At 68.2% G+C, this 25,023-nt stretch carries 21 protein-coding genes; 8 read left to right on the forward strand and 13 right to left on the reverse strand.

Going from position 1 to position 25,023, the window contains the following annotated elements; genetic code table 11:
• Positions 1–8 precede the first annotated feature (8 nt).
• On the forward strand, positions 9–1,382 hold the full coding sequence (gene xseA, locus IEJ03_RS13625; RefSeq protein ID WP_192035360.1) for an exodeoxyribonuclease VII large subunit: 1,374 nt from the start codon (positions 9–11) through the stop codon (positions 1,380–1,382).
• A gap of 21 nt (positions 1,383–1,403) precedes the next feature.
• Here the strand turns inward: xseA and glrR are convergent, their stop codons facing one another.
• From glrR to IEJ03_RS13655, 6 genes are all read right to left on the reverse strand, one after another.
• Positions 1,404–2,798: a two-component system response regulator GlrR gene (glrR, locus tag IEJ03_RS13630; protein ID WP_277950328.1), complete on the reverse strand. Its 1,395-nt coding sequence runs from the start codon at positions 2,796–2,798 to the stop codon at positions 1,404–1,406.
• A gap of 51 nt (positions 2,799–2,849) precedes the next feature.
• Positions 2,850–3,407, reverse strand: a complete 558-nt coding sequence (locus tag IEJ03_RS13635) for a hypothetical protein (RefSeq protein ID WP_192035361.1) — start codon at positions 3,405–3,407, stop codon at positions 2,850–2,852.
• A gap of 3 nt (positions 3,408–3,410) precedes the next feature.
• Positions 3,411–4,916, reverse strand: coding sequence for a HAMP domain-containing sensor histidine kinase (locus tag IEJ03_RS13640; protein ID WP_192035362.1), 1,506 nt, complete (start codon positions 4,914–4,916; stop codon positions 3,411–3,413).
• Positions 4,917–5,825: 909 nt separating this feature from the next.
• Entirely contained in the window at positions 5,826–7,139 is a 1,314-nt protein-coding gene (gene argA, locus IEJ03_RS13645; protein WP_192035363.1) for an amino-acid N-acetyltransferase, read from the reverse strand.
• A gap of 156 nt (positions 7,140–7,295) precedes the next feature.
• Positions 7,296–8,564: an inorganic phosphate transporter gene (locus tag IEJ03_RS13650; RefSeq protein WP_192035364.1), complete on the reverse strand. Its 1,269-nt coding sequence runs from the start codon at positions 8,562–8,564 to the stop codon at positions 7,296–7,298.
• Positions 8,565–8,686: 122 nt separating this feature from the next.
• A complete protein-coding gene (locus IEJ03_RS13655) occupies positions 8,687–9,367 on the reverse strand; it encodes a TIGR00153 family protein (protein WP_192035365.1) in 681 nt (226 codons plus the stop codon).
• A 103-nt stretch (positions 9,368–9,470) separates the two neighbouring features.
• Here IEJ03_RS13655 and IEJ03_RS13660 point away from each other — a divergent pair, with 103 nt between their 5' ends.
• Together IEJ03_RS13660 and IEJ03_RS13665 are read left to right on the forward strand one after the other, a co-directional pair.
• Positions 9,471–10,343, forward strand: a complete 873-nt coding sequence (locus IEJ03_RS13660; protein WP_192035366.1) for a CYTH domain-containing protein — start codon at positions 9,471–9,473, stop codon at positions 10,341–10,343.
• 132 nt (positions 10,344–10,475) lie between these two features.
• Positions 10,476–11,474 (forward strand): ion transporter, encoded by a 999-nt coding sequence (locus IEJ03_RS13665; protein WP_192035367.1) that lies wholly within the window; start codon positions 10,476–10,478, stop codon positions 11,472–11,474.
• Positions 11,475–11,510: 36 nt separating this feature from the next.
• Here the strand turns inward: IEJ03_RS13665 and IEJ03_RS13670 are convergent, their stop codons facing one another.
• Together IEJ03_RS13670 and IEJ03_RS13675 are read right to left on the reverse strand one after the other, a co-directional pair.
• Positions 11,511–12,134 (reverse strand): L-threonylcarbamoyladenylate synthase, encoded by a 624-nt coding sequence (locus IEJ03_RS13670; protein ID WP_192035368.1) that lies wholly within the window; start codon positions 12,132–12,134, stop codon positions 11,511–11,513.
• Between the two features lie 59 nt (positions 12,135–12,193).
• A complete protein-coding gene (locus IEJ03_RS13675) occupies positions 12,194–13,033 on the reverse strand; it encodes a PHP domain-containing protein (RefSeq protein WP_242458120.1) in 840 nt (279 codons plus the stop codon).
• A gap of 222 nt (positions 13,034–13,255) precedes the next feature.
• Between IEJ03_RS13675 and IEJ03_RS13680 the strand changes: the two genes are divergently transcribed.
• On the forward strand, positions 13,256–13,555 hold the full coding sequence (locus IEJ03_RS13680) for a YciI family protein (RefSeq protein WP_192035370.1): 300 nt from the start codon (positions 13,256–13,258) through the stop codon (positions 13,553–13,555).
• Positions 13,556–13,823: 268 nt separating this feature from the next.
• Positions 13,824–15,821 (forward strand): bifunctional tRNA (5-methylaminomethyl-2-thiouridine)(34)-methyltransferase MnmD/FAD-dependent 5-carboxymethylaminomethyl-2-thiouridine(34) oxidoreductase MnmC, encoded by a 1,998-nt coding sequence (gene mnmC / locus IEJ03_RS13685; RefSeq protein ID WP_242458121.1) that lies wholly within the window; start codon positions 13,824–13,826, stop codon positions 15,819–15,821.
• A 52-nt stretch (positions 15,822–15,873) separates the two neighbouring features.
• Here mnmC and IEJ03_RS13690 read toward each other — a convergent pair whose 3' ends face one another.
• Positions 15,874–16,782 carry a LysR family transcriptional regulator gene (locus tag IEJ03_RS13690; protein ID WP_192035371.1) on the reverse strand — a complete coding sequence of 303 codons (909 nt, stop codon included), beginning with the start codon at positions 16,780–16,782 and terminating at the stop codon, positions 15,874–15,876.
• A gap of 108 nt (positions 16,783–16,890) precedes the next feature.
• Here IEJ03_RS13690 and IEJ03_RS13695 point away from each other — a divergent pair, with 108 nt between their 5' ends.
• Positions 16,891–18,033, forward strand: a complete 1,143-nt coding sequence (locus IEJ03_RS13695; RefSeq protein ID WP_192035372.1) for a TauD/TfdA family dioxygenase — start codon at positions 16,891–16,893, stop codon at positions 18,031–18,033.
• Positions 18,030–18,620: an HD domain-containing protein gene (locus IEJ03_RS13700; protein WP_192035373.1), complete on the forward strand. Its 591-nt coding sequence runs from the start codon at positions 18,030–18,032 to the stop codon at positions 18,618–18,620. The genes IEJ03_RS13695 and IEJ03_RS13700 overlap by 4 nt, the downstream gene beginning before the upstream one ends.
• 135 nt (positions 18,621–18,755) lie before the next feature.
• On the opposite strand, the gene IEJ03_RS13705 is transcribed toward IEJ03_RS13700, so the two are convergent.
• Both IEJ03_RS13705 and IEJ03_RS13710 read right to left on the reverse strand, forming a co-directional pair.
• Entirely contained in the window at positions 18,756–20,321 is a 1,566-nt protein-coding gene (locus IEJ03_RS13705; protein WP_242457982.1) for a DHA2 family efflux MFS transporter permease subunit, read from the reverse strand.
• Positions 20,318–21,562 carry an HlyD family secretion protein gene (locus tag IEJ03_RS13710; protein WP_192035374.1) on the reverse strand — a complete coding sequence of 415 codons (1,245 nt, stop codon included), beginning with the start codon at positions 21,560–21,562 and terminating at the stop codon, positions 20,318–20,320. The genes IEJ03_RS13705 and IEJ03_RS13710 overlap by 4 nt, the downstream gene beginning before the upstream one ends.
• A gap of 178 nt (positions 21,563–21,740) precedes the next feature.
• Here IEJ03_RS13710 and IEJ03_RS13715 point away from each other — a divergent pair, with 178 nt between their 5' ends.
• Positions 21,741–22,409: a TetR/AcrR family transcriptional regulator gene (locus tag IEJ03_RS13715; RefSeq protein ID WP_192035375.1), complete on the forward strand. Its 669-nt coding sequence runs from the start codon at positions 21,741–21,743 to the stop codon at positions 22,407–22,409.
• 205 nt (positions 22,410–22,614) lie between these two features.
• Here IEJ03_RS13715 and IEJ03_RS13720 read toward each other — a convergent pair whose 3' ends face one another.
• Together IEJ03_RS13720 and ligA are read right to left on the reverse strand one after the other, a co-directional pair.
• A complete protein-coding gene (locus IEJ03_RS13720; RefSeq protein WP_192035376.1) occupies positions 22,615–22,878 on the reverse strand; it encodes a YheU family protein in 264 nt (87 codons plus the stop codon).
• Positions 22,875–24,959: an NAD-dependent DNA ligase LigA gene (gene ligA / locus IEJ03_RS13725; RefSeq protein WP_192035377.1), complete on the reverse strand. Its 2,085-nt coding sequence runs from the start codon at positions 24,957–24,959 to the stop codon at positions 22,875–22,877. The genes IEJ03_RS13720 and ligA overlap by 4 nt, the downstream gene beginning before the upstream one ends.
• Positions 24,960–25,023 lie beyond the last annotated feature (64 nt).

The raw sequence follows: 25,023 nt of genomic DNA on the forward strand, positions 1-25,023 counted from the left end.
CCGCCGTCATGTCTCAGGCCGATGCCCCGACCTTCTCCGTCAGCGAACTCAACCGCCGCGCCCGACTGACCCTCGAGCGCGACTTCGGCGACTGCTGGGTCGAGGGCGAGCTCTCCAATGTGGCGCGACCGGCCTCGGGGCACCTCTACTTCACCCTGAAAGACGAGCGCGCCCAGCTGAAGTGCGCGCTGTTTCGTAACCGCGGGCGCTTCGTGGCGACCCCGCTCAACGATGGCGACCGGGTGCGGCTGCGTGGCAAGGTGTCGATCTTCGAGCCCCGCGGCGACTATCAGATGATCGTGGAAGCGGTGCAGCCGGCGGGCCAGGGCGAGCTGCTGGCGGCCTTCGAGCGTCTGAAGCACCGGCTCGGCGCCGAGGGCGTGTTCGCCAACGCCCGTCCGCTGCCCTGCCCGCCCCGCCACCTGCTGGTGCTGACCTCGCCCTCCGGCGCGGCGATCCGCGACGTGCTGGCGGTGCTTGCCGCGCGCTGGCCGTTGTCCCGCGTCAGCGTGCTGCCGGTGCCGGTGCAGGGCCAGGAGGCCGCGCCGGCCATGATCCGGGCCCTGGCGCTGGCCAACCGGGATATCCGCTTCGCCCCGGACCGGGACGCCATCCTGGTGACCCGCGGCGGCGGCAGCCTCGAAGACCTGTGGGCCTTCAACGACGAGCACCTGGCCCGGGCGATCTTCCACTCCCGGCTGCCGGTGCTCTCGGCGGTGGGCCACGAGACCGATGTGACCCTTGCCGACTTCGCCGCCGATGGCCGGGCACCGACGCCCTCGGCGGCGGCGGAGCGGCTGGTCCCGGACCAGGCGGCCCTGCGCCAGCGACTCGACAGCGCCCTTTCCCGCCTCGCCCGCGCCCAGCGCGGTCGGCTGAACGCCGAGGCCCAGCGCCTGGATCACCTGCGTGCCCGGCTGCGTCATCCCGGCGAGCGGCTCGCGCAACAGCGCCAGCATCTTGGTCAGCTCAGGGGGCGCCTCCATCGCGCCATGCAGGCGAGGCTTGCCGAGGCTCGCACCCGGGAGCGCCACGCCGGCGCCCGACTCAACGCCTTCGACCCGCGCCAGCAGCTTGACGGCGCCCGAGCCCGGCTCGCGCAGGCCGACCAGCGACTCAAGGCTACCCTGCCCCGCCGGCTCGCGGAACAGCGTCAACGGCTGTCGTCACTGGCCCGAGAGCTGCAGGCGGTCAGCCCGCTTGCGGTGCTGGGGCGCGGCTATGCCATTCTCGCGGATGAGGAAGGCCGGGTGATCCGGCGCAGTCAGGATACACAGCCGGGTCAGCAGCTGACCGCGCGACTCGGTGAAGGCAGGCTCAAGGTGGAGGTGAAGCGGCGCTTCAAGGCGGCGCCCCCGGCGACCGGACGCGAGGGCGACTAGCCGGTTGGCCTGCCCGCCGACTCAGTCGTCCTTCTTGGCCACGGCCTTGAAGCTGCTCGGCTCGAGGTCGTGACGCCCCAGCAGCTTGTAGAAGTCGGTGCGGTTGCGCCCGGCGATGCGGGCGGCCTGGGTGACGTTGCCCTCGGTGATCTTCAGCACCTTGATCAGATACCCCCGCTCGAAGCTCGCCCGGGCGTCGTTGAACGACGGCAGGGCGTTCTCCTCCGCCGCCAGCGCCTGAGCGACCAGGGCCTCGGGGATGATCGGTGCACTGGTCAGGGCCACGCACTGCTCGACCACGTTGACCAGCTGGCGCACGTTGCCGGGCCAGGCGCTTGCGGCCAGCAGGTTCAAGGCCTCGGTGGAGAACCCCTTGACGAAGGGCTTGTGGCGCGCCGCCGCCTTGGCGACCAGATGCTTGGCCAGAAGCGGCACGTCCTCGGCGCGCTCCTTGAGGGGCGGCAGGCGCAGGTTGACCACGTTGAGGCGATAGTAGAGATCTTCTCGAAAGTCGCCCTCGCGCATGGCCCGATCCAGGTCGCGATGGGTAGCCGAGATGATGCGCACGTCGATGGGGATCGAGGCGGTCGAGCCCAGCGGGCGGACCTGGCGCTCCTGCAGCACCCGCAGCAGCTTGACCTGCAGCGAGAGCGGCATGTCGCCGATCTCGTCGAGGAAAAGGCTGCCGCCGTCGGCGGCCTGGAACAGGCCCTCGTGCTGGCTGAAGGCGCCGGTGAAGGCGCCCTTGGCGTGGCCGAACAGCTCGCTCTCCAGCAACTGCTCGGGCAGGGCGCCGCAGTTGATGGCCACGAAGGGCTTGTCGGCGCGGGGGCTGGCATCGTGCAGGGCGCGAGCCAGCAGCTCCTTGCCCGAGCCCGAGGGGCCGCTGACCAGCACGCTGACATCGGCGCCGGCGACCATCCGCGCCTGATCGAGGATCCGCTCCATCTGCGGGCTGCGGGTAATGATCGCCGAGCGCCAGGCATCGTCGCCGTCGGTCACCGTCGGCGCCTGGGCCAGCGCCTCGTCGATCGCGGTGAACAGCTCCTCCCGGTCGATGGGCTTGGTCAGGAAGCTGAACACCCCCTGACGGGTGGCGCTCACCGCATCGGGGATCGAGCCATGGGCGGTGAGAATGATCACCGGCAGCCCCGGGGCCTGGCGCTGGATCTCCTGGAACAGCGCCAGGCCGTCCATCTCGTCCATGCGCAGGTCCGAGAGCACCAGGTCGGGGCGCTCGATGGCCAGGCGATCCAGTGCCATGCGGCCGCTGTCGGCGGTGGTGACGCGAAAGCCGCGGCTCTCCAGGCGCATGCCCAGCAGCCGCAACAGGCTGGCGTCGTCGTCGACCAGCAGGATATGCACGCCCGGCTTGCTCCCCTTCCGGGCACCGGTCAGTTGCACGGCGTCTTTCACGGTGATTTCCCCACTTGTCGTTCGGACGGGTCAGGCCCCGGCGCGGCGCGCTCAGGGCACCTGCTGTCGCAGGTTGATGCTTTGCTCGATGTCGCTCAGGGCCTCGAGCTTGTCGGTCAACTCCTCGAGCTTTTCGGCCTGGGCGGCGTTCTCGTCGGCCAGCGCCTGACGCGCCCGGCTCTGCTCCGCCAGCCGTCCGGCCTGGGCCCGGCGCCCCTCGAGCTCGTTGAGCCAGTAGCGCAGCAGGGGCTGCAGCTCGGCAGGGGCCTTGGCCAGGTCGGCCTTGTAGAGCTCCGAGGCCTGGTGCCATTCGCTCTCGGCACCCCAGGAGAGCACCACGGCGCGGGCCAGCCGGTCGCGGGTGTCGGTGGTCGCGAGGCGGGCCAGCTGGCGGTCGCGCCAGGCGCGGTCGCCGCGCTGGGAGGCGAGCCCCAGAGCCAGCCAGGCCTCGGTCTGGCAAGCGCTCACGGTGAGACTAGGCCCCTCGCCCTGGCAGTCGGCGGGCAGCTCGCTGAGCGTCGGCGGCGGTGAGGACGACTGAGCCGGCAGCCACTGGCAGCCCGCCAGCAGCGAGGCCGCCACCAGCCCCGTCAGGGTGCGGTACAACATGAGTCATGAGTTCCTTGCGTCTGCGCCCACCGCCCGGCGCTGCGGTGACGGCGTCGTTATCGTATTCGTGTCCTGTTGATTCAGGCCATGCCAGGGCAGGGTCAGGCGGAAGCACACCGCCAGGCGCGCATCGTCGACCAGCTCCAGGTGGCCCTGCTGGGCCTTGGCACAGTCGGCAGCCACCGACAGGCCGATCCCGGAGCCCTTGAGCGGCCCCTTGCGTCGGGCGCGCCCCTGATAGAAGGGATCGAAGAGCCGTTCCCGGTCCTCGGCGCCGATCGCCTCGCCGCTGTTGGCGACCTCCAGGCGCAATACATCGCCCCGCTGCTGGGCACGCAGCTCCAGCCGGCCACCATCCTCGCCGTAGGCGATGGCATTGGACAACAGGTTGTCGAGAATGCGCCCGGTGGCGGTGCGATCGGCCTGCCAATCGAGGGGCCGGTCGCGCCATCTAAGCTGCATGCCCTTGGCATCGAGGGCCAGCCGATGCTTGGCCAGCAGCTCCTTGATCAGCGTCGTCACATCGAAACGACTGACGCTGACTTCGGCATGATGCTGGAGCAGGTTGTAGTCGAGCAGCTGTTCGATGAGGCGCTGAAGCTCCTCGCCGCTGGCCTCGATCAGCTCGAGAATCTCATGCTGACGGGGCGTCAGCTCGCCGGCCACGCCGTCGGACAGCAGAGCCGTGCCCTCGCGCACGCTTGCCAGCGGCGTCTTCAGTTCGTGGGACATGTGGCGCAGGAACTGGCGTTTCTGCGCCTCCAGCTCATCGAGCCGCGCCGACAGCCAGTCGAGCCGCTCATCGAGCTGCACCAGCTCGGCCGGTCCCTGCAGGGTCTGAGCCGGGGCCGGCGCGCCGCTGCTGCCCAGGCTGAGGATACGCCGCTCGAGCTGGCGAATCGGGCGGATGATCAGCCAGGTGAACAACAGCATCAGCAAAAGGCTCGCCGAGACCAGCGCCGTGGTCTGCACCCAGAGGCGGGTCTGCACGCCGCCGGCCTGATCGCGGATGCGCTCGATGCGCTCGTCGATGTGCCGGTTGGTGGCCTGGCGAACGGCCTCGGTGCGCTCGGCAAAGGGCACGAAGTCATCGAGCCGCGCCTGGATCTGAGGCACGGGAGCCTCGAGCAGGGTCTTGAGGCCCTCGATGCGCTCGGCCAGCGCCCGGGCGTCGGGGTTGTCGGGTAACAGCAGGCGCTGCTGGGCCAGCAGCGCCTGGAATTCGCTGGCCCGCTGGGTGTAGATCTCGCGCAGGCCGGGTTCCTCGAGCACCGCATACTGGCGGGCGCTGCGCTCCATCTCCACGGCCAGCGACGACAGCGCCCGCGCCCGGCGGGTCTCCTCGACCGCCTGACGCGCACTGACATCGGCCAGGCGGGTGAGCTCGGACAGCGCCTGGCCGGCCTGGTACATCAGGACGCCCAGCGGCAGCATCACGACCAGGAAGGCCAGCAGCACGAGCTGCAGCAGGGAGCGGGGACGCCAGCGGCGCGAGACCTGAGTGGTCATGACAAGGGTTCTTTGCAGAAGAAATTGGGACGTTGTCATTGGCTTACCACTGCAGGATACCAGAGATGCCTGCGACGGCCGCGACCTTTCGTGGCCCGAGCCATAGCGAAGGACCGCGAGGGAGAAGCCCCTGGGCGGTGCCACACGATAGGCAAAAAAAGAGGGCCGGCAGAGCCGGCCCAATACGCAGGGAACTTAAGGGTGAAACAATGTCGGGGGCAGTCGCGTCTGGCCGCACTGATCGACATTCTTTCCGGGCCGAAGCCCCGAAGTCACACGACGGTGTCGTCACTCGCCAGAAGCTGGCCATCGTGCCGGGGACGCATCCCCACTTCGTTCAGGTGGCGGCGCCGCTTGCGCGTCGCTGCCGGATTCAGCCCCCGAGGGGGCGAGGCATCCTTGCCGGGAGCATCCTTGCCCGTAGCGGTACCCTTCCTTGCCTGTCGGCGGTACCCGTCTCATCGCTACATCAGTCACACATCGCGTGGAGCAGACGCGGACCGACCCGATCGGGTGACATGCACAGGGTAGTAGATGCGCCCTGCCGGATCGGCCAGGAAGCGGTTCGAGCCGTGAAGAACCGCCTCCCTTGCTTGCTCGCCAAACATATAGCGAGACGCGTGCCAATAAATACCAAAATTCTTGTTTTTCAGTAGCTTAAAAAACACTCTGCCATGCCAACCGAGCCTGTTCGTGTCACAACCGGGACAACGGCGAACAGATAACGCGGATTTCGTCTCCACTAAGAGACACTCTGACGGGGATAACCAAAAATTCCTTAAATATCATGATCTTGCAATGTATCGATTTGGCGACAGAAGAACCGCCCAGTGTCGCCAACGGCGACACAGGCGACCGGGGCGGCGCCACAGGGGCGCACCGGCCGGGCGATGACCCAGCCGGCCGGCCTTAGCTCAGGGTCTTGAGCAGGATCTTCGACTTGCGGGCGTGATTGTAGGCGTCCCGCTTGAGCGGTGGCAGGGCGTCGATCTCGGCGAGCCCGAAGCCATGCTCGATGAACCAGTGGGCGGTGTGGGTGGTGAGCGCGAACATGGCGACGAGTCCCCGGCGCCGGGCCCGGCGCTCCACCTCGGCCAGCAGCCGCTCGCCGCGATGGCCGCCCCGGTAGTCGCCATGCACCGCCACGCAGGCCAGCTCCCCCATGCGGGCGTCCGGGAACTCGTGCAGGGCGGCGCAGCCGATGATCATGCCGTCGCGCTCGGTGACCAGATAGTCCTCGATCTCGTGCTCGAGGCGCTCCCGGGAACGCGGCACCAGCATGCCGCGCCGCTCCAGGGGCTCGAGCAGCTCGAGCAGGCCGCCGACGTCGCCGAGCTCGGCGTCGCGCAGCTGTTCGTAGCGATGCTCGGTGATCATGGTGCCGACCCCGTCGCGGGTGAACAGCTCACCGAGCAGGGCGTCGTCGTCATGCCAAGACAGCAGGTGGGTACGGGCCACGCCGTGGCGCGCCGCGGCGCAGGCCGCCGCCAGGTGGCGGGAAAGTTCGCTACCCGGGCTCGCCGCCTGCAGCAGCGGCTCGGCCTCGGCCGGCGTCAGCTGGCGCTGCAGGGCGCCGCTCGCATCATGCAGGCCCTCGGCCTCGCCGAGCAGCACCAGCTTGTCGGCCCCGAGCGCCACCGCGGCCTGCTGGGCGACCTCGGCGGCGTCCAGATCGAACACCTCACCGGTACTCGAGAACCCGAGCGGCGGCAGCACCACCAGAGAGCCCTGGTCGAGCAGGGCATCGATCGCCTCGGCGCGCACCCGGCGCACCTCGCCGCTGCGCGCGAAGTCCAGCCCGTTGCGCACCCCCAGCGGCTTGGCCATCACCAGGTTGCCGGAGACCGCCGTCAGCTCGATGCCGTGCAGTGGCGTATTGGGCAGCCCCAGCGACAAGCGCGCCTCGAACCACAGCCGCTGCTCGGCGGCGACACGCTCGACCCGGGCCATGATGGCGTCATCCGCCACCCAGCGACCCGCCTCGCGGCGCGGCGTGATGCCCTCCTCGGCCAGCGCCGCGTTGACCTGGGGACGTATGCCGAACACCAGCACCAGCCGCACCCCCAGGGTATGCAGCAGTGCCAGGTCCTGAATCAGCGACTCGCGGTGCCCCGCCGCCATCGCCTCGCCCTCGATCAGCACCACGAAGGTTCGCCCGCGGTGGGCGTTGATGTAGGGCGATGACTGACGAAACCACTCGACGAAGGGAAAACGCGTGTTCAAGGGCCGCACTCCGGCAGCTGGAGGGTGAAAAGGGCCGTGGCCCACCTGGATTGACTATATCAGAGGGCGAAAAAAGGCGGCACCGCCTGCGCGGTGCCGCCTCTTCGGGATGCGCCTCGGCCACCTTCGGCCGCGAGGCGGATCAGTCAGCCCGGACTAGCCGCCGAACATGCCCTTGAACATGAAGAAGAACATGATCGCCAGGAAGGCGCCGGCCGGCAGGGTGATCAGCCAGGACATGACGATGGTGCCGATCACGCGCAGGTTGAGCGCCGCCATGCCGCGGGCCAGACCCACGCCGAGCACGGCGCCGACCAGGGTATGGGTGGTGGAGATCGGCAGACCGGTGCCCGAGGCCAGCACCACGGTGGTGGCGGCGGCCAGGGTCGCAGCGAAGCCACGGCTCGGCGTCAGCTCGGTGATGCCGGTGCCGACGGTGGCGATGACCTTGTGACCATAGGTGACCAGGCCGACCACGATGCCGCCGCCGCCCAGCACCAGCACCCACCAGGGCACCAGGGAGGCACCGTCGATGTCGCCGTGGCTGTAGACCACGCTGATCACCGCGGCCAGCGGGCCGACGGCGTTGGCGACGTCGTTGGAGCCGTGGGCGAAGGCCATGGCGCAGGCGGTGAACAGCATCAGCACCGCGAACACCCGCTCGACGCCGCCGAAGCCGAAGGCGTCATCGGCGCTGCGATTGCGGCTGACGCGACGCTCCAGGAAGCCCCCCAGCGCCATCACGGCCACGCCGATCAGCACCGCGTAGAACAGGCTGGTGCCGAAGCCAAGGTCGAGGCCGACATGCTTGAGGCCCTTGGTCAGGGTCACCATGGCGACGATGAAGCCGACCAGGAACACATACATCGGCACGTAGCGCTTGGCGGCGGCGAAGGGGTCGCGATTCTCGAAGATCAAATGCTGCACAGACTTGAACAGCATGAAGGCGATGGAGCCCGACATCAGCGGTGAGACCACCCAGCTGGCGGCGATCTGGCCGACCTTGGCCCAGCCGACGGCCTCGAGGCCGAGACCGGCCATCGCGAAGCCGACGATGGCGCCGACGATGGAATGGGTGGTCGACACCGGCCAGCCGCGCATCGAGGCGATCAGCAACCAGGTGCCGGCGGCCAGCAGGGAGGCCAGCATGCCGTAGACCAGCAGCTGCGGGTCACTCTCGAGCAGCGCCGGATCGATGATGCCCTTGCGGATGGTCTCGGTGACCTGCCCCCCGGCCAGCCAGGCGCCCAGAAACTCGAAGATCACGGCGATGAAGATCGCCTGCTTGATGGTGATGGCTCGGGAGCCCACCGAGGTGCCCATGGCGTTGGCCACGTCGTTGGCACCGACGCCCCAGGCCATGAAGAAGCCGAAGAGACAGGCCAGAATGATGAAGATGTCGCCGTATTGCGCAATGATCGACATAAGAGATACATCCTTATGGATGGCTTGAGGTCCGCCGAGACACGCCTCGATGCGCCTATCCCTGGCGAGTGCGTCACGGCGCACTCACCGTGGGCGTGGGGCGGAGGGTTCGAGGAAACGACTCAGCGGGCGGTCAGCACCTGCAGACGACTGCCCACACGCTCGGCACGATCGGACAGCTCGCCGACCCAGTCGATGATCTTGTAGAGGAAGATCACGTCGACCGGCGGCAACTCGCTCTCGAGCTGGAACAGCTGGCGACGGATGGCCACCTGCTGATCATCGGCCTGGTGTTCGAGGGCGTGGAGCTCACGGATCAGGTTCTGCATGACATCGGCGACGTTGCTGCCGAACCCTGATTCGAGCAGGTCCTTGAGTTCCTCGAGCGCCTTGCGGGCCTGCGCCACGGCGGCCACCGAGGTGCGCAGGTAGTCGCGCATCATCGGCGCCAGCGTCTCGGGCACTCGCATCTGGCGGCCGAGCATGATGCCGGTGATGTCCCGGGCCTTGTTGGCGATCTTGTCCTGCACGCTGATCAGGTCCAGCAGGTCGGAGCGGGAGACCGGCAGGAACATGGTATTGGGCAGGTTCAGGCGCAGCTCGGTCTTGAGCTCATCGGCTTCATGCTCGAGGCGCGTAATGGCCTCCCGATGGCGCTCTGCTGACTCCCAGTCACCACCCAGGGTGGCCTCGAAGAAGGGCAGCAGCTCGTCAGCACACTCGCTGACCTTGACGATATGCGCCAGCAGCGGCTGAAAGGGCGAGCGACCGAAGATCGCCGAAAACGGATTGGATGTCACCATGATAGGTAAGCGATTCGCGTTGGAAATGGCGCCGACATTATAGTGGTGGTACCGCCCGACGTCATAAAGAATTCACCGATTCGCCATAAAGGAAGCATCGGCCATGAGCCAGGAAATCGAACTCAAGCTCGCGCTGCCACCGGAGGGCCCCGAGCGGCTGCGCCGCCATCCCCGCCTGATGGCGCTCCCGGCCGAAGACCGCACGCTTGCCAACACCTACTATGACACCCCGGACGGCGCCCTGGAGGCCGCCCGGGTAGCGCTGCGTATCCGCGATACCGGCAATGGCCGGGTACAGACCCTGAAGACCACCGGCAGCGGCCAGGGGGGGCTCTCGGTGCGCGGCGAGTGGGAGTGGCCGATCGACGCCGATCGGCTGGATCTGGACGGCCTCCGGCCGCTGCCGCCCATGCAGGCGCTCGGCGACGAGGTGCTCGCCGCCCTGGTCCCGCGCTTCGCCACCGACTTCGCCCGCCGCACCTGGCTCGTCGACGGCGAGCAGGGCCGCATCGAGGTGGCGCTGGATGATGGCGAGGTGCGCGCCGGCGGACGCCGGGCGACGATCCGCGAACTGGAGCTGGAGCTCAAGGACGGCGACCCCACGGCCCTCTGGGCACTGGCCGAGGAGCTCGCCACCACGGTGCCGCTGCGCCCCGCCTCGGCCAGCAAGGCCGCCCGTGGCGCGTCACTGGGTGAGGGTCACTGGCCACTCCCCGCGGCCGGCAATGATCCGGCTGCGCTGTACGAGCGCGCCATCCTCTCGCTGGACGCCCTGGCCGACAGCCAGGACGGCCGTTTCAAGGACGAAGCCCGTCAGTCGCTGGACCGACTGATCGCCCTGGGCGATGATCGCCTGACGAGGCCGGCCCGGACCCTGCGCGAGGCACTGGACCGCCCGGCACCGGATGGCGAGACCTGGCTCGATGTGGCCTTCGGCCAGGCGGCCCTGGCGCTGGCCCACGCCCTCTACGCCTGAGCCTGATACGCCTGAGCCTGATACGTATGAGCCTAATGCGCACAGGCCTCATACGTTCAGGTTCATACGTTCAGGTATAAGCCGCGCCCGGACACGGGAGGCCCGTTTGACACCCCAGGATCGGGAGGTCCCTTGTTACCTACTCTGAAACCGGCCGGCGAAGGCCTGCGAACCTGGATCTTCCAGGTCATCTTCGAATCGGACACCCGCCTGGCCAAGGGCTTCGACATCGTCCTGATCGGCCTGATACTCGCCAGCGTCACGGTGGTGCTGCTCGACAGCGTGCCGGCCTATGATGCCGCCTATGGCGGGGTCTTCAACATACTGGAGTGGAGCTTCACCGGGCTCTTCACCCTGGAACTCGCGGTGCGCCTCTACTGCCTGGAGCGACCGGCCCGCTACCTGAGAAGCTTCTACGGCATCATCGACCTTGTCTCGATCCTTCCCACCTGGCTGGTGCTGGTGGTGCCCGGCGCCCAGTCGTTGGTGGTGATCCGTTTGCTGAGGGTGCTGCGCATCTTCCGGGTGCTCAGGCTGATGCAATTCGTCGGCGAAGGCCGGCTGCTGGTCGAGGCTCTGAGGCGCAGCGGCCACCAGATCCTCCTGTTCCTGTTCACGGTGTTCATGCTGGTGACTATCTTCGGCTCGCTGATCTACATGATCGAGCCGCCGGAGGCCGGCTTCACCAGCATTCCCGTATCCATCTACTGGGGCATCGTCACCCTGACCACGGTCGGCTATGGCGATATCACCCCCACCACCCCGCTGGGTCAGTTCATCTCGATGACGGTGATGCTGATGGGCTACTCGATCATCGCCATTCCCACCGGGGTCTTCTCCGCCGAGGTGATCCGCTCGATCCGGGCCGACCGCTACTCCGACGAGGCCTGCCCGGGCTGTGGCCACGACCGCCACGAAGAGAAGGCACAATACTGTCTGAAGTGCGGCACCTGGCTCGACGAGAACACGGAAGACCCGCGCGAGGCTGAGCGTCGGGAAGAGGCAGAGCGGGCGGCAGCCGAAGAACAAGCGTCCGCGGCCCCGAACGGAGAAGAACAGAACGGAGAGGAACAGGAAAAAGGGAAGGAAAAGAAAAACAAAGATGCTGACGACGACCGGGACGACGCCTGAGCCTCTAGGGCCCGGGCACCGCCCCGGCGGGATGGCTCAGACCTGGAACGGTGCCACGTCGCCGCGGCCCTCGCGCAGGATCACTGGCGGCAGGTCGCGCAGATCGATGACGCTGGTCGGCTCCAGGTGGCAGGCGCCGCCGTCGATGACCAGGTCCAGATGGGCCCCGAAGCGCTCGCGAATCTCCTCGGCATCGGTCATCGGCAGCTCTTCGCCGACCGGGATCAGGGTCACGCTCATCATCGGCTCGCCCAGCGCCTCGAGCAGCGCATGGGTGATGCGATGGTCCGGCACCCGCACGCCGATCGAGCGGCGCTTGGGATGCAGCAGCAGGCGCGGCACCTCGGTGGTGGCATCCAGAATGAAGGTATAGGCCCCCGGCGTGTGAGTCTTGAGCAGCCGGAACACCGCATTGTTCACCTTGGCGAAGGTGCCGATCTCGGACAGGTCCGAACACACCAGGGTGAAGTTGTGCTTGTCATCCAGCGAGCGCAGCCACTTGATCTTCTCGATGGCCTTCTTGTCGCCCAGGTGGCAGCCCAGGGCATAGCCGGAATCGGTGGGATAGGCCACCACGCCGCCCTTGCGGATGATCTCGGTGGCCTGATCGATCAGGCGCTTCTGGGGATTCTCGGGGTGCAGCTGGAAGAACTGAGTCATGCTCGCTCCTGCGTTGCGTGATCCATCATACGAATAACCGCCATACGAATAACCGCGGGTCAGGCCGCCTCATCGAGGAGCGCGGCCAGGCGGGGATGCTGCCAGACGGGCCTGAGTGCGGTGCGCGGCACCGGGCTCATGCTGCCCGGCGCCACCGGCCCGCCGGGGAAGTGGAAGTCGCTGCCCAGCGAGCCATACAGGTCCCGCTCGTCGAGCTGGCGGGCCAGGTCGCGGGTCACGTCGGCGTTCTGGAAGCCGCTGACCAGCTCGGCGGCCTCGCCCCCGGCGGCGGTGAAGGCGTCCAGCAGCAGGCCCCGCTTGCGCCGGGTCAGGCCATAGCGCAGCGGATGCGCCAGCACCGCCACGCCACCGGCATCAGTGATCCACTCGACCACCTCGGACAGATACGGCCAGCCGGCCTTGACGTCGCCCCGCTTGCCGCTGCCCAGGTATTTCTTGAAGGCGGTGCCCATGTCCTTGACCAGGCCATCGGCGACCATCGCCCGGGCGAAGTCCGGGCGCCCCAGCGGGCGCTCGCTGCCGGCCTGAGCCCGGGCCTTGGTCAGGGCATCGGTGAGCCCGAGCTTCTCGAGGCGCCGGGCGATCTCCTCGCCGCGAGTTTCCCGCGCCCGTGCCTGGGCCTCGAGGCCGGCCACCAGAGAGCCCTGCGCCCCCTGGGGCAGCAGACCCACCACATGGATGTTCATGCCCTGCCATTGGGACGACAGCTCCAGGGCCGGCAGCAGCGTCATGCCCAGCGTCTCGGCGGCCTCCCGCGCCTCGGCCACTCCGTCCAGGGTGTCATGGTCGGTGAGCGCCACCCGGGTCAGGCCGCGCTCGCGGCACAGCGCCATCAGCGCGGCGGGCGAGAGCGCGCCATCCGAGGCGGTGGAGTGCATGTGCAGATCGATGCCCTGGGCATCGGCGAAGGCGGTCTCCCCCAGAGAAGCGAGAGGCGCGGGTGACGCGGGCGTAGCGGAGGAAATATGAGTCTCGTTCATCGGCATGACGCCGGCAGGCGACTTTGTCAGAATAGGACCACCATGGTGCGCGCCGCGCCGGTTGCGGTCAATTTCAGGTGCGACGGCGCCTTCCTGCCTCACTCATCGAAGGAAACTGCGATGCTCTACGCCATCATCAGTGAAGATGTGAAGAACAGCCTCGAATGGCGCATGGCCGCCCGCCCCGACCACCTGGCCCGCCTCGAGAAGCTGCGCGACGAAGGCCGCCTGGTGCTGGCCGGCCCGCACCCCGCCGTGGACGCCGAAACCCCGGGCGACGCCGGCTTCAGCGGTAGCCTGGTAGTCGCCGAATTCGAGGACCTGGCCGCCGCCCAGGCCTGGGCCGATGCCGACCCCTACGTGATCGCCGGCGTCTACGCCAAGGTGACCGTCAAGCCGTTCAAGAAGGTGCTGCCCTGAGCTGCACATAAGCTGCGCCTGCGACGCGCCGGATTTGAGTCTAAGCACCGCCTGACCCTGCCCGCCGCCGGCTTTTCCCCGTCAGGTTTTCCACAGCCCGGTTTTGCACAGTGGCTGTGGAAAAGCTTGTTGAAAGCCCGCGGACGCCTTGCCATGAGCCAGCCAAGCCGCCACCTCGGCCATACTGGTCAATTTCTGATCAACCCCACCGTCCTCCGGAGCTCCTGACTTGCGTGCCGCCGACGACCGCCCCGTGCCCCTGCCGCCCCTGACCGCCCTCGAGACGGCGCACCTCGATTGGCCAAAGGACGACACCGACAGCGAGGCGCCCCACTCCAGCGCCTTCGATGATGTCTACTTCTCCCGCCAGGACGGCCGCGCCGAGACCGAGCACGTCTTCATCGATGCCAATCACCTGCCCGAGCGCTTCCAGGCCTGGCAGGGGCCGCGGCCCTTCGTGATCGGCGAGACCGGCTTCGGCACCGGCCTCAACATGCTGTGCGCCTGGGCCGCCTTCGAGCGCCATGCGTCGGCCCCGGCGCGGCTGCACCTGGTCTCCACCGAGCGCTTCCCGATGCGGCGCGAGGATCTCGCCCGGGCGCTGGCCGCCTGGCCGGAGTTTCAGGACAAGGCCGCCTGTCTCGTCGCCCAGTGGCCGGCGCCGGTGGCCGGGGTGCATCGACTGCACCTGGGCGCGCGGGTGATCCTGGACCTGCACTTCGGCGACAGCGCCGAGCGATTCGGCCAGCTCGATGGCCGGGTCGATGCCTGGTTCCTGGATGGCTTCGCGCCGTCCAAGAACCCCGAGATGTGGCAGCCCGCACTCTTCACCGCCATGGCCCGCGCCAGCCGCCCCGGTGCCACCTTCGCCACCTTCACCTGCGCAGGCGTGGTCAAGCGCGGCCTCAAGGCGGCGGGCTTCGCCTGGCGCAAGGTGCCCGGGCACGGGCGCAAGCGCGAGATGCTCGCCGGCGAGATGGAAACGCCGCCCGTCCATGACCCGCGCCCCACCACGCCCTGGTTCGCCCCGCCCGCGGCAGGGCCCGCTCGCCATGTCGCGGTGATCGGCGCAGGGCTCGCCGGCACCACGGTGGCGGCGGCGCTGGCGCGGCGCGGCGTGGCGGTGACCCTGATCGAGCGCGAGGCTCCCGGCGCCGGCGGCTCGGGCAACCGCCAGGGCGCGCTCTACGTGAAGCTCGCCGCCGAGACCAACCCGCAGAGCCGCGTGTATCTCGGCGGGCTCCTGTACAGCCGGCGCTGGCTGTCGATGCTGGACCCCGAGCGCACCCTGTGGGATGACTGCGGCGTGCTGCAGCTGGCGACCACCGAGCGGGAAGCCAAACGCCAGGCACGATTCCTGGCCAACCATGCGCTGCCGAAGGAAGTGGTAACGGGCGTGGATGCCGCGGCGGCCTCCGCGCGTGCAGGCGTGGCCATCGAATCACCGGGGCTCGACTATTCAGGCGCCGGCTGGGTGCGGCCGGACCTCTTGTGCGCACGCCTCGCCGCGACGCCGGGCATCACCCTGCGCCACGGCGAGGTCACCGATCTCGCCTCAAATGAAGACGGCTGGACGCTGACGCTTGCAGGCGGCGAGCCCCTCGCCGCCGATCAGGTGGTGGTAGCCACGGCGGCGCTGGCCAACCGCTTCAGCCAGACCGAGGCACTGCCGCTGCAGCCAATTCGAGGCCAGGTCAGCGCCGTCAGGCTCCCTCAGGGCGTTGACCTGCCGGCGCTGTCCCGGGTGGTCTGCGCCGGCGGCTATGTGCCCCCGGCGGCGGACGGGGTGCTGAGCTTCGGTGCCACCTTCGTGCCTCATGACACCGACACGGCGCTGCGCGACGCCGAACATGCGGCGAACCTCGCCGAACTGGAGGCGAGCCTGCCGAGTCTGGTCGAGGCCCTGCGCGAGGCCGGGGTCGATCTGGATCCCGCCCACCTCGAAGGCCGGGTGGCGATTCGCGCGGCGAGTCCCGACAAGACGCCCTACGCAGGCCCGGTGCCGGACGCCGCCCAATGGCGCGAGGCCTACGCGACGCTTGCCAAGGATGCCCGGCGCATCCCTTCGACGCCTGGCGCCCATCACGACGGCCTGTGGATCAGTGCCGCTCATGGCTCCCGCGGGCTCGCCAGCGCGCCGCTCTGCGCCGAGGTGATCGCCTCACGGATCTGCGACGAGCCGCTGCCGGTGGAACGGGCACTGGCCGATCACCTGCATCCGGGGCGTCGACTGATCAGCGAGCTGATCAAGGGCCAGAGGGCCTGACTCACCCCCTCACGGGTCTGAGGCGGGCTTGTGGATTAAGTGGGCTCGCGGCTTATGCGGGCTCGCGGCGCTCGATCTCCGCGGTCACCCAGCGGATGATCTCGCCGATCAGGGCGCTGTGGGCATAGCGGGTGCGCAGAATATAGCCATGGCTCTCGCGGCGGATCGGCGGCGCCAGGGGGATCAGGCTGCCGTCCTTGAGCGCCTCCTCGACCAGCAGGTCCCAGCCCAGGGCGATACCCTTGCCGGCCTGAGCCGCATTGATCAGCAGCGGATAGTTGTTGTAGCGGAACACGGCCCCCTGCTCCTCGAAGGGTACGCCCGCCAGGGCACACCATTCCCGCCAGTCGATCCAGCGCGAGTTGCGCTCGTCCATGTGCAAAAGCGAAAGCTCCATCCAGCGGGCCGGGGCGTCCCCCGCCTCGAGCCCATGCTCGGCGGCGAAGGCGGGGCTACAGACCGGAAACACCTCCTCGGGCGTGAAGAGATCGCCCGGTTCGCTCTCGCGGTCGCAGTGGATGGCAATATCGGCGCGATGGTCCTGATCGTCCCGGTCCACCGCCAGCACCTCGATATCCACCTGGGGGAAGGCCGCCTCGAGCCGGGAGAGCCTCGGCAGCAGCCAGAGATGGGCGAAACCGAAGTTGGCGGCGATCAGCACCCGAGGCCGGGTCGAGCGCGCCCGGGCCCTGAGCGCCCGGGTGGCGCTGTCGATGCGATTAAGCGCAGGCGCGATCTCATCGTAGAAGCGCAACGCCTCCCGGGTGGGTTCAAGGCCCCCGCCGCTGCGTTCGAAGAGCACCAGCCCCACCTGGCCCTCGAGGCCGCGGATGCGCTGGGAGATCGCCGGCTGGGTGGCCCCCAGCGCCTTGGCCGCGGCGGTCAGCGAGCCGAGGCGCAGAGTGGTTTCAAACGCGCTAAGCGCCTTGAGGCTAGGCAGTACGTCGTCGGTGTCGGCCATAAGGCAACTCTATGGGATGCATAAGATGGGCGCGCCTTCCTGGCGCCTGGCCGATGCGTAGAATGCCGGCCCACACGTTTCGTCAGGGCCAAGATGATGTCAGACCCCATGTTTCACGTCCAAGAATCCCCCGCCAAGGTCTTCGCCACAGATGCCTCTGGTACCCGCACCGAGCTGCCGGCCCTGTGGCTTCGCGAGCGCTGCCAGGAGCCGGAGAGCCTCGACGGCCCCACCCAGCAGCGCCTGTTCAACCCGCACCAGCTCGACGCGGACCTGGCCCTGGTGGCGGCCGAACACCTCGGTGGCCATTGGGCCCGGCTGACCTTCAGCGACGGCCACACCGGGCGCTATGACCTGCGCCACTTCGCCGATGACTTCGACCATGACGATGGCCTGCCCGCCCCGCGTCCCTGGACCAGCGACATCGATTTCGCCTGCATCACCCGGGACTGGGAGACGCTCTCGGATCACGACGCCTTCCGCGAAGCTCTCGAGACCTACCTGCGCCACGGGGTGATCATCCTCAGGAACGTGCCCACCGACGGCGCGCGCCTGGTCGAGGTAGGCGAGACCTTCGGCCACGTGCGCTCGACCAACTTCGGCAAGTACTTCGAGGTCTGCTCGCGCCCCGAGTCCAACGACCTGGCCTATCGCAGCGTGCCCCTGGCGCCGCACACCGACAACCCCTATCGCGACCCGGTGCCCGGCATCCAGCTGCTGCACTGCCTGACCAATGAGACCACCGGCGGCCTGTCGACGCTGGTCGACAGCCTGGCCGCCGCCGAGCAGCTGCGCGCCGAGGACCCGGAGGGCTATCGCCTGCTGGCCACCGTACCGGTGCGCTTCCGCTTCATCGACGACGGAGTCGAGCTGATCGAACGTCGGCCGATGATCCACCTCGACGCCATGGGCCAGATGGACGGCGTGCACTACAGCCCGCGTCTGGACTATCTGCCGCTGATGGACGAGGAAAGCACCAAGGCGTTTCATCGCGCCCGCCGCCGCCTCGGTGAGCTGTTCTCCCACCCGGACTACGAAATCCAGTTCGCCCTGGGCGATGGTGAGCTGATGATGTTCGACAACAACCGGGTGCTGCATGGCCGCACCTCCTACGACCAGAACGAGGGCTTCCGCCACCTGCAGGGCTGCTACATCGACCGTGACGGCCCCACCGGCCATTACCGGGCGATCGTCAAGCAAGAGCGCGCCTATCAAGCCACCGCCACCACCGAGAGCGTGACTGCCGCATGAATACCGTATCGTTCACCCAGATGAAGGATGGCACCAAGGACGAGTACATGATGCTCGGCGAACTCGAGGAGCGCTTCGTCGAGGCGCTTCCCGAGCGCATCCTCGAGGCCCTCAAGGCGCTGGAGAACACCCTCTCCGGCTACCAGGTCTCGCGGCTCGAGCATGTGCTGCAGTCCGCCACCCGCGCCGAGGATGACGGCGAGGACGAGGAGATGATCGTGGCGGCGCTGATCCACGACCTCGGCGACGACCTGGCGCCCCACAATCACTCCCAGTACGCCGCGTCCATCATCCGCCCCTATGTGCGGGCCGAGGTGACCTGGATCATCGAGCACCATGGGCTGTTCCAGAACTACTACTACATCCACCACTTCGGCGGCGATCCGCTGGCACGGGACCGCTACCAGGATCACCCCTGGTATCAGCGCTGCGTCGACTTCTGCGAGCGCTGGGATCAGGCCTCCTTCGACCCGGACTACCCGACCCGGTCGCTCGAGCACTTCGCGCCCATGGTGCGGCGCATCTTCAGCCGCCCGGCCTTCGACCCGGCCTACGTCGGCGACGAGAGCGCCCGTCACCACCTCTGAGGCACCGACCGGGCGCCCTGGCGCCTGACGGCGGGTCCTAAACGACGCGGCCCCTGCTTGTGCAGGGGCCGCGTTCGCATGTGTGGCGTCATCCGACAGGTCGGCGCGCCGCCGTGTTTCAGGAGTCGCCCGGGTTCAGGCCGACAGCCGCCGCAGCAGGAACACCAGCGGCACGCTCAAAAGATAGATCAGCCCCATCCAGGTGAAGATGTCGTTGAAGGCCAGCACCTGGGCCTGCTGGGAGACCCGCTGCACCAGCATGCCGACGGCGGCGTGATAGGCATCCGGCACCGAGCCTGCGAGCATCGCCTGGTACTTGGCGATCTCCGCCACCACCACCTCGCGGCCGGTATCGATGGCCGGGACCAGCTGATTCCAGTGAAAGTCCTCGCGGATGTCGCGCACCGTGTCGAGCAGCGCCAGCCCCATGGCGCCACCGAGGTTGCGCATCACGTTGAAGAGCCCGCTGGCGTTGCCCACCTCGTCCGGCGGCAGGGTGCCCAGCGCGATCCGCGAGGCCGGGATGATGCACATGATCAGCCCCATGCCGCGCACGATCTGCGGCACGCAGAACTGCCAGAACCCGGACTCCACGGTGAGGTTGGCGTTCATCATGGTGCCCACCCCGACCAGCGCAAGGCCCAGGAACAGCAAGATCCGCAGGTCGAGGCGATTGGAGACCTGCCCCACCACCGGCGCACACAGGAACATCGTAAGCCCGGTGACGAACATCACCTGGCCGATCTGCAGGCTCGAATAGCCGCGCACATAGCCGAAGAACAGCGGCATGATGTAGACCAGCCCGTAGAGCGCGATGCCGATGATGAAGCCCATCCCGGCGCCGATCGCGAAGTTGCGGTTGGCGAAGGCGCGCAGATCGACGATCGGATGATCGCTTCGCAGGGTGCGGGTGAAGAACCACACCCCGGCCACCAGGCAGGCCAGGCTGAAGAGGATGATGCGGTCGCTTTCAAACCAGTCATCGCCGGGCCCCTCCTCGAGCACGAACTCCAGCGAGCCGAGGAACACCGCGATCAGCACCAGGCCGATCAGGTCGAGATGGCGCGCCAGCGCATGGTTGGGCTTGTCGATATCGAGGAAGGTCCAGGCGGCCCAGCATACCAGCACGCCGGGGATCAAGTTGGCCAGGAACAGCCAGTGCCAGCTCAGCGCCTCGGTGACATAGCCGCCCACCGTGGGGCCGATCGAGGGCGCCATGGTCACCACCATACCGATCACCGCCTGCACGCTGCCCATCACCCGCCGGGGAAAGATCGAGAAGCTCACCGCCTGAGTAATCGGGATCATCGCCCCACCCATGAAGCCCTGGATGGCGCGCAGCACGATGAGCTGCTCGATCGAGGTGGCAAGTGCGCAGCCCAGGCTCGCCAGGGTGAAACCGGCACAGGACAGGGTGAAGGCCACCCGGGTCGAGAGGATGCGCATCAGCATGCCCGACAGCGGGATCATCACGATCTCGGCGATCAGGTAGGACGTCTGCACCCAGGAGATCTCGTCCTCGCTGGCCGACAGCCCCGACTGGATCTCGTTGAGCGAGCTGGCGACGATCTGGATGTCCAGGATCGCCATGAACATGCCGAACACCGCGGCGATGAAGCCGACCCGCTGCCGCCAGGGCGGCATGTCGCTGACCGGTGCTGCAGAGGCTGAGACGGCCGGGGCGCCGGACCGCTCGCTCACGAATCGGCCTGAGCGTCGGAGGAGGCGCCTGACGTCTCGACCCGCGCCTGAGCCACGCCGTCAGCGGGACCACCGGCCTCAGGGGAGCCTTGGTCGGGGGCCAGCTCGCGCGTGTCCACTTCAGGCACCGCCGACAGCCCGGCGCGCAACTGACTCAACGCCTCGATAGGGCCGGTGACGCGGATCTTGACCGGCACCCGCTGCACGATCTTGTTGAAGTTGCCGGTGGCGTTGTCCTGAGGCAGCAGACTGAACTCGGTGCCGGTGGCCGGCGACAGGCTGTCGACCACGCCATCAAAGGTGATGTCCGGGTAGGCATCCAGATGCACCTCGACCGGCTGGCCGACGCGAATCCGCGCAAGCTGGGTCTCCTTGAAGTTGGCCGCCACATAGGCCGACTCGATGGGCACCAGCTGCAAGAGCGTCAGCGACGGCTGGGCCAGGGTGCCGGCCTCGACGCTGAGGTTGCCGACGACGCCGTTGCGGGGGGCGACGATGCGGGTCTTGTCGAGCTGATGGCGGGCATAGTCGAGATCGGCGCTGGCGGCCTCCAGGGTGGCCTCGGCGCGGGTCACGTCGCTCTCGGCCACCGCCAGCTGGCGCTCGGCCGAGACCACCGCGGCACGGCTCTTGGCCAGGTTGGCCTCGGCGACCCGCAGCGCGGCCTGGTCGTCCTCGCGCTGCTGGCGCGAGCCATAGTTGTTGACGGCAAGCGAGGAGGAGCGCTCGAGGTGCTGGCGGGCCTGATCGACCTCCGCCTGAGCCGCCTGCTGCTGAGCCCTGGCCTGATCGATGGCCGCCTCCTGCAGGTCCACCTGGCGACGGGACTGGGCGATCGAGGCTGCCGCCACCGCCTGCTGGGCCTCGGCCTGGGTAACCCGGTCGCGATAGCTCTCGGCATCCAGGCGCACCAGCAGGTCGCCCCGCTTGACCGCCTGGTTGTCGTCCACCGCCACCTCGGCGACCCGCGCCGACAGCTCGGCGCGCACGGCCACGCTGTCGGTACGCACATAGGCGTTGTCGGTCTCCTCGATGAAGCGCCCGGTCTGCCACCAGCCCAGGCCCCACCAGACAAACGCCGCCAGGGCGATGAGCCCCGCCAGCGCGACCAGCATCCTGCCGCTCGATTTCCCGCGGGACCGGGAGGCACGGTGCGCGGACGAACCCTCGCTTTGGTTCGCGACCGCCCCCTCGCGCTGGCGCTCGTCCGGGGTCCCGCCCCGCTTGGCATCCGATGTCATGGCCACTCCTCAACGCATGTCGTCCCGATGGGCTTCTCTGGAAAGTGAGCCCCCCGGGAGTGAAGCCCCGTAGTGTAATGAATGCTACACTACATGACTACCATGAACCGATCGTCGCCCTTGGCGCGCCCTATCTTATGCTTGAGGAGCCACTCGCATGGCCCCGACAGGAGTGTGAATGCCCCGCTCGACCCCAACCGATGCCCGCGACTTCCCTGACAAGACCGATGCCTCCCTTACCCCACGCGGCATGGCACGTCGCGAACGGCTGCTGGACGCCGCTCGCGACGTCTTCCTCGAGCAGGGCTATGCCGGCGCCAGCGTCAACGAGGTAGTGGCTCGCGCCGGCGGCTCACTGGCGACGCTGTACAAGCAGTTCGGCAACAAGGAGGGGCTGTTCACGGCGGCCATGGAGCGCCATATCGGCACCGCCTGGGCGGTACTGGAAGAGGGGCGCCGGGACCGTCAGGCCCCCGAACAGGTGCTTTATGAGCTCGGCCGCCGCATGCTGGCGCTGGTGTTCGATCCGGGCGTGATCCGCCTGGTGCGCGGCCTGGCCTTCGAGGCCGAACGGGCGCCCGAGCTGGGCGAGCTGTTCCTCACCCGCGGCCCCGATCAGACCCGCCAGGCGCTCGCCACCTACCTGGGCGATCAGGTCGACAGCGGCCGCCTCGATCTCGACGATCCGCGTGAAGCGGCCGGCATGTTCATGGGCATGCTGCTCGGTGAATGGCACATCGATGCCCTGCTCGGCCGTGACCTGCGCCTGGACGAGGCGCAGCGCGACGCCCGAGCCAGGCGCTGCGTGGCGATCTTCCTATCGGGCGTCACCCAGCCGTCGGCCTGAGGCTTTCTCTGGGGCCGTATCCAGGACTCATCCAGGTGCTGCCAAGGCATGCAGCGCCTGATGATCGAGGCAGCGATAGCTGAACGACAACGGCCCCGCCAAGCGGGGCCGTTGTCGTGTGCAGGGTCTCAGTGCGCTTGAGAAGCCTCTTTTAAAGCCCTCTTGATCGCCCCTTGTGATCGACCCTTGTGATCGACCCTTGTGATCAATCCTCTTCGTCGTCGGCGATATCCCGCCCGAAGGCGCGCCACTGAGCAAGCGTCATCACCTCGGTGAGCTCGGTCTGCAGATCATGGGCGATCAGCAGCTCGCCACGCTCGAGCTGACCCTTGAGCTGTGCGGTCCAGCCGCGCATGCCCTCGCCGGTATCGGTGGTGTCATAGCCCTGACGGGTGACGAAGGCCTCGAGCAGGGCATCCAGGGTCTCGCCGGGCAGCATGCGATAGGGCACTTCCACGAAACGGCTCATTGCGCCTCCTCTCCATTGTCAGCGTCACTTTCAGCGCCGAGGGATTCGCCGCGCTCCCAGGCCGTCAGACGCGACAGGAACTCGGCCTCGTCGATCACCGGCACGCCGAGATCATTGGCCTTGGCGAGCTTGCTGCCGGCGGCCTCGCCAGCCACCAGGCAGGCGGTCTTCTTCGAGACGCTGCCGGCGACCTTGGCGCCGAGTGCCGTGAGGCGGGCCTTGCCCTCGTCGCGGGTCAGGTGTTCGAGGGTACCGGTCAGCACCCAGGTCTCGCCGGTCAGCGGCTGCGGGCGTTCGCTCACCGTTTCTTCCTGCCAGGTGAGGCCCCGTGCGATCAGCGCCTCTATCGTCTCGCGGTTGTGGGGCTGGCGGAAGAAGGTGTGCAGGTGGGCGGCGACGATCGGCCCCACGTCGTCCACGGCCTCCAGGTCGGCCAGCTCGGCAACCATCAGCGCCTCGAGGGTGCCGAAGTGGCGCGCCAGGTTGTTGGCAGTGGCCTCGCCCACCTCGCGAATGCCCAGTGCATAGATGAAGCGCGCAAGGGTGGTCTCCTTGGCCTTCTCAAGCGCCGCGACCAGGTTGGCCGCCGACTTCTCGCCCATGCGCGGCAGACCGGCCAGGTCCTCGGCGGCCAGGGTGAAGAGATCCGCCGGCGTCTTCACCCAGTCACGCTCGACCAAGGCATCGATCAACTTCACACCCAGGCCCTCGATATCCAGGGCGCGGCGGCTGGCGAAGTGCTTCAGGGCCTCCTTGCGCTGGGCCGGGCAGTAGAGCCCGCCGGAACAGCGTGCCACGGCCTCGCCCTCCAGCCGCTCGATCTGCGACTCACAGACCGGGCAGCGGCTGGGGAAGACGATCTCGCGGGCATCCGCGGGCCTTTCTTCCTCGATCACCCTCACCACCTGGGGAATGACGTCGCCGGCGCGGCGGATGCTGACCCGGTCGCCGATCATGACGCCCAGCCGCGCGATCTCGTCCCGGTTGTGCAGGGTGGCATTGGAGACGACGACGCCGGCCACCGAGACCGGCGCCAGCCGCGCCACCGGGGTGATGGCGCCGGTGCGCCCGACCTGGAACTCGACGTCCTCGAGGGTGGTGACCTGTTCCTGAGCCGGAAACTTGAAGGCGATCGCCCAGCGCGGCGCCCGGGCCACGAACCCCAGCTCCCGCTGCAGGCGCAGGTCATCGACCTTGATCACCGCGCCGTCGATGTCATAGCCCAACCTATCGCGTTTCTCGCCGAGGCGGCGGCAGTAGTCGACCAGCCCCGGCGCGCCTTCGACGATCTCCAGCTCCCGGCTGATCTGGAAGCCCCAGTCACGTACGCGCTGCATCTGCGCGCTGTGAGTGGTCGGCGCGTCCTCGAGGCCCTCGATGCGCGCCACCTGATAGGCGCTGAACTCCAGCGGCCGGGTGGCGGTGATACGCGGGTCGAGCTGGCGCAGGCTGCCGGCGGCGGCGTTGCGGGGGTTGGCGAAGACCTTGGTGTCCTCTTCCCGAGCTTTGGCGTTCAAGGCCTCGAAGTTGTCATGGGCGATGATCACCTCGCCGCGCACCTCGAGCAGCGAGGGGATATCCTCGCCACGCAACCTGAGCGGAACCGAGCGCAGGGTACGCAGATTGGTGGTGATGTCCTCGCCGGTGCGGCCATCGCCCCGGGTCGCCCCGCTGACCAGTTCGCCATGCTCGTAGACCAGCGACACAGCGGCACCGTCGAGCTTGGGTTCGCAGCAGAAACGCACGGCGCCTCCATCGCGCTCGAGGCGCTCGCCTGCGCGGCGCACGAAGGCCGCCAGCTCCTCCTCGTCGAAGGCGTTACCCAGCGACAGCATGGGCACCGCATGAGCCAGTTCGGCGAAGCCTTGGGCGGGGGCGGCGCCGACCCGCTGGGTCGGCGAGTCCGGCGTCACCAGGTCGGGGTGCTCGGCCTCGATCTCCTGCAGGCGACGCAGCTTGAGATCGTAGTCCGCATCGGTCAGGCGCGGCTCGTCGAGCACATAGTAGCGGTAGTTGGCGTCATCGAGGGCGGCGCGCAGCTGGGCCACCTCATCGAGGGTCTTGGTGTCTGGCTGGCTCATGAAGGGGCGGCATCCCACCTGAAGGAAAACGGGCATTATAGCGGATTGAGGGCGGGGCCCACAC

It is taken from the genome of Halomonas sp. YLGW01 (assembly GCF_014840935.1).
GTDB lineage: Bacteria > Pseudomonadota > Gammaproteobacteria > Pseudomonadales > Halomonadaceae > Onishia.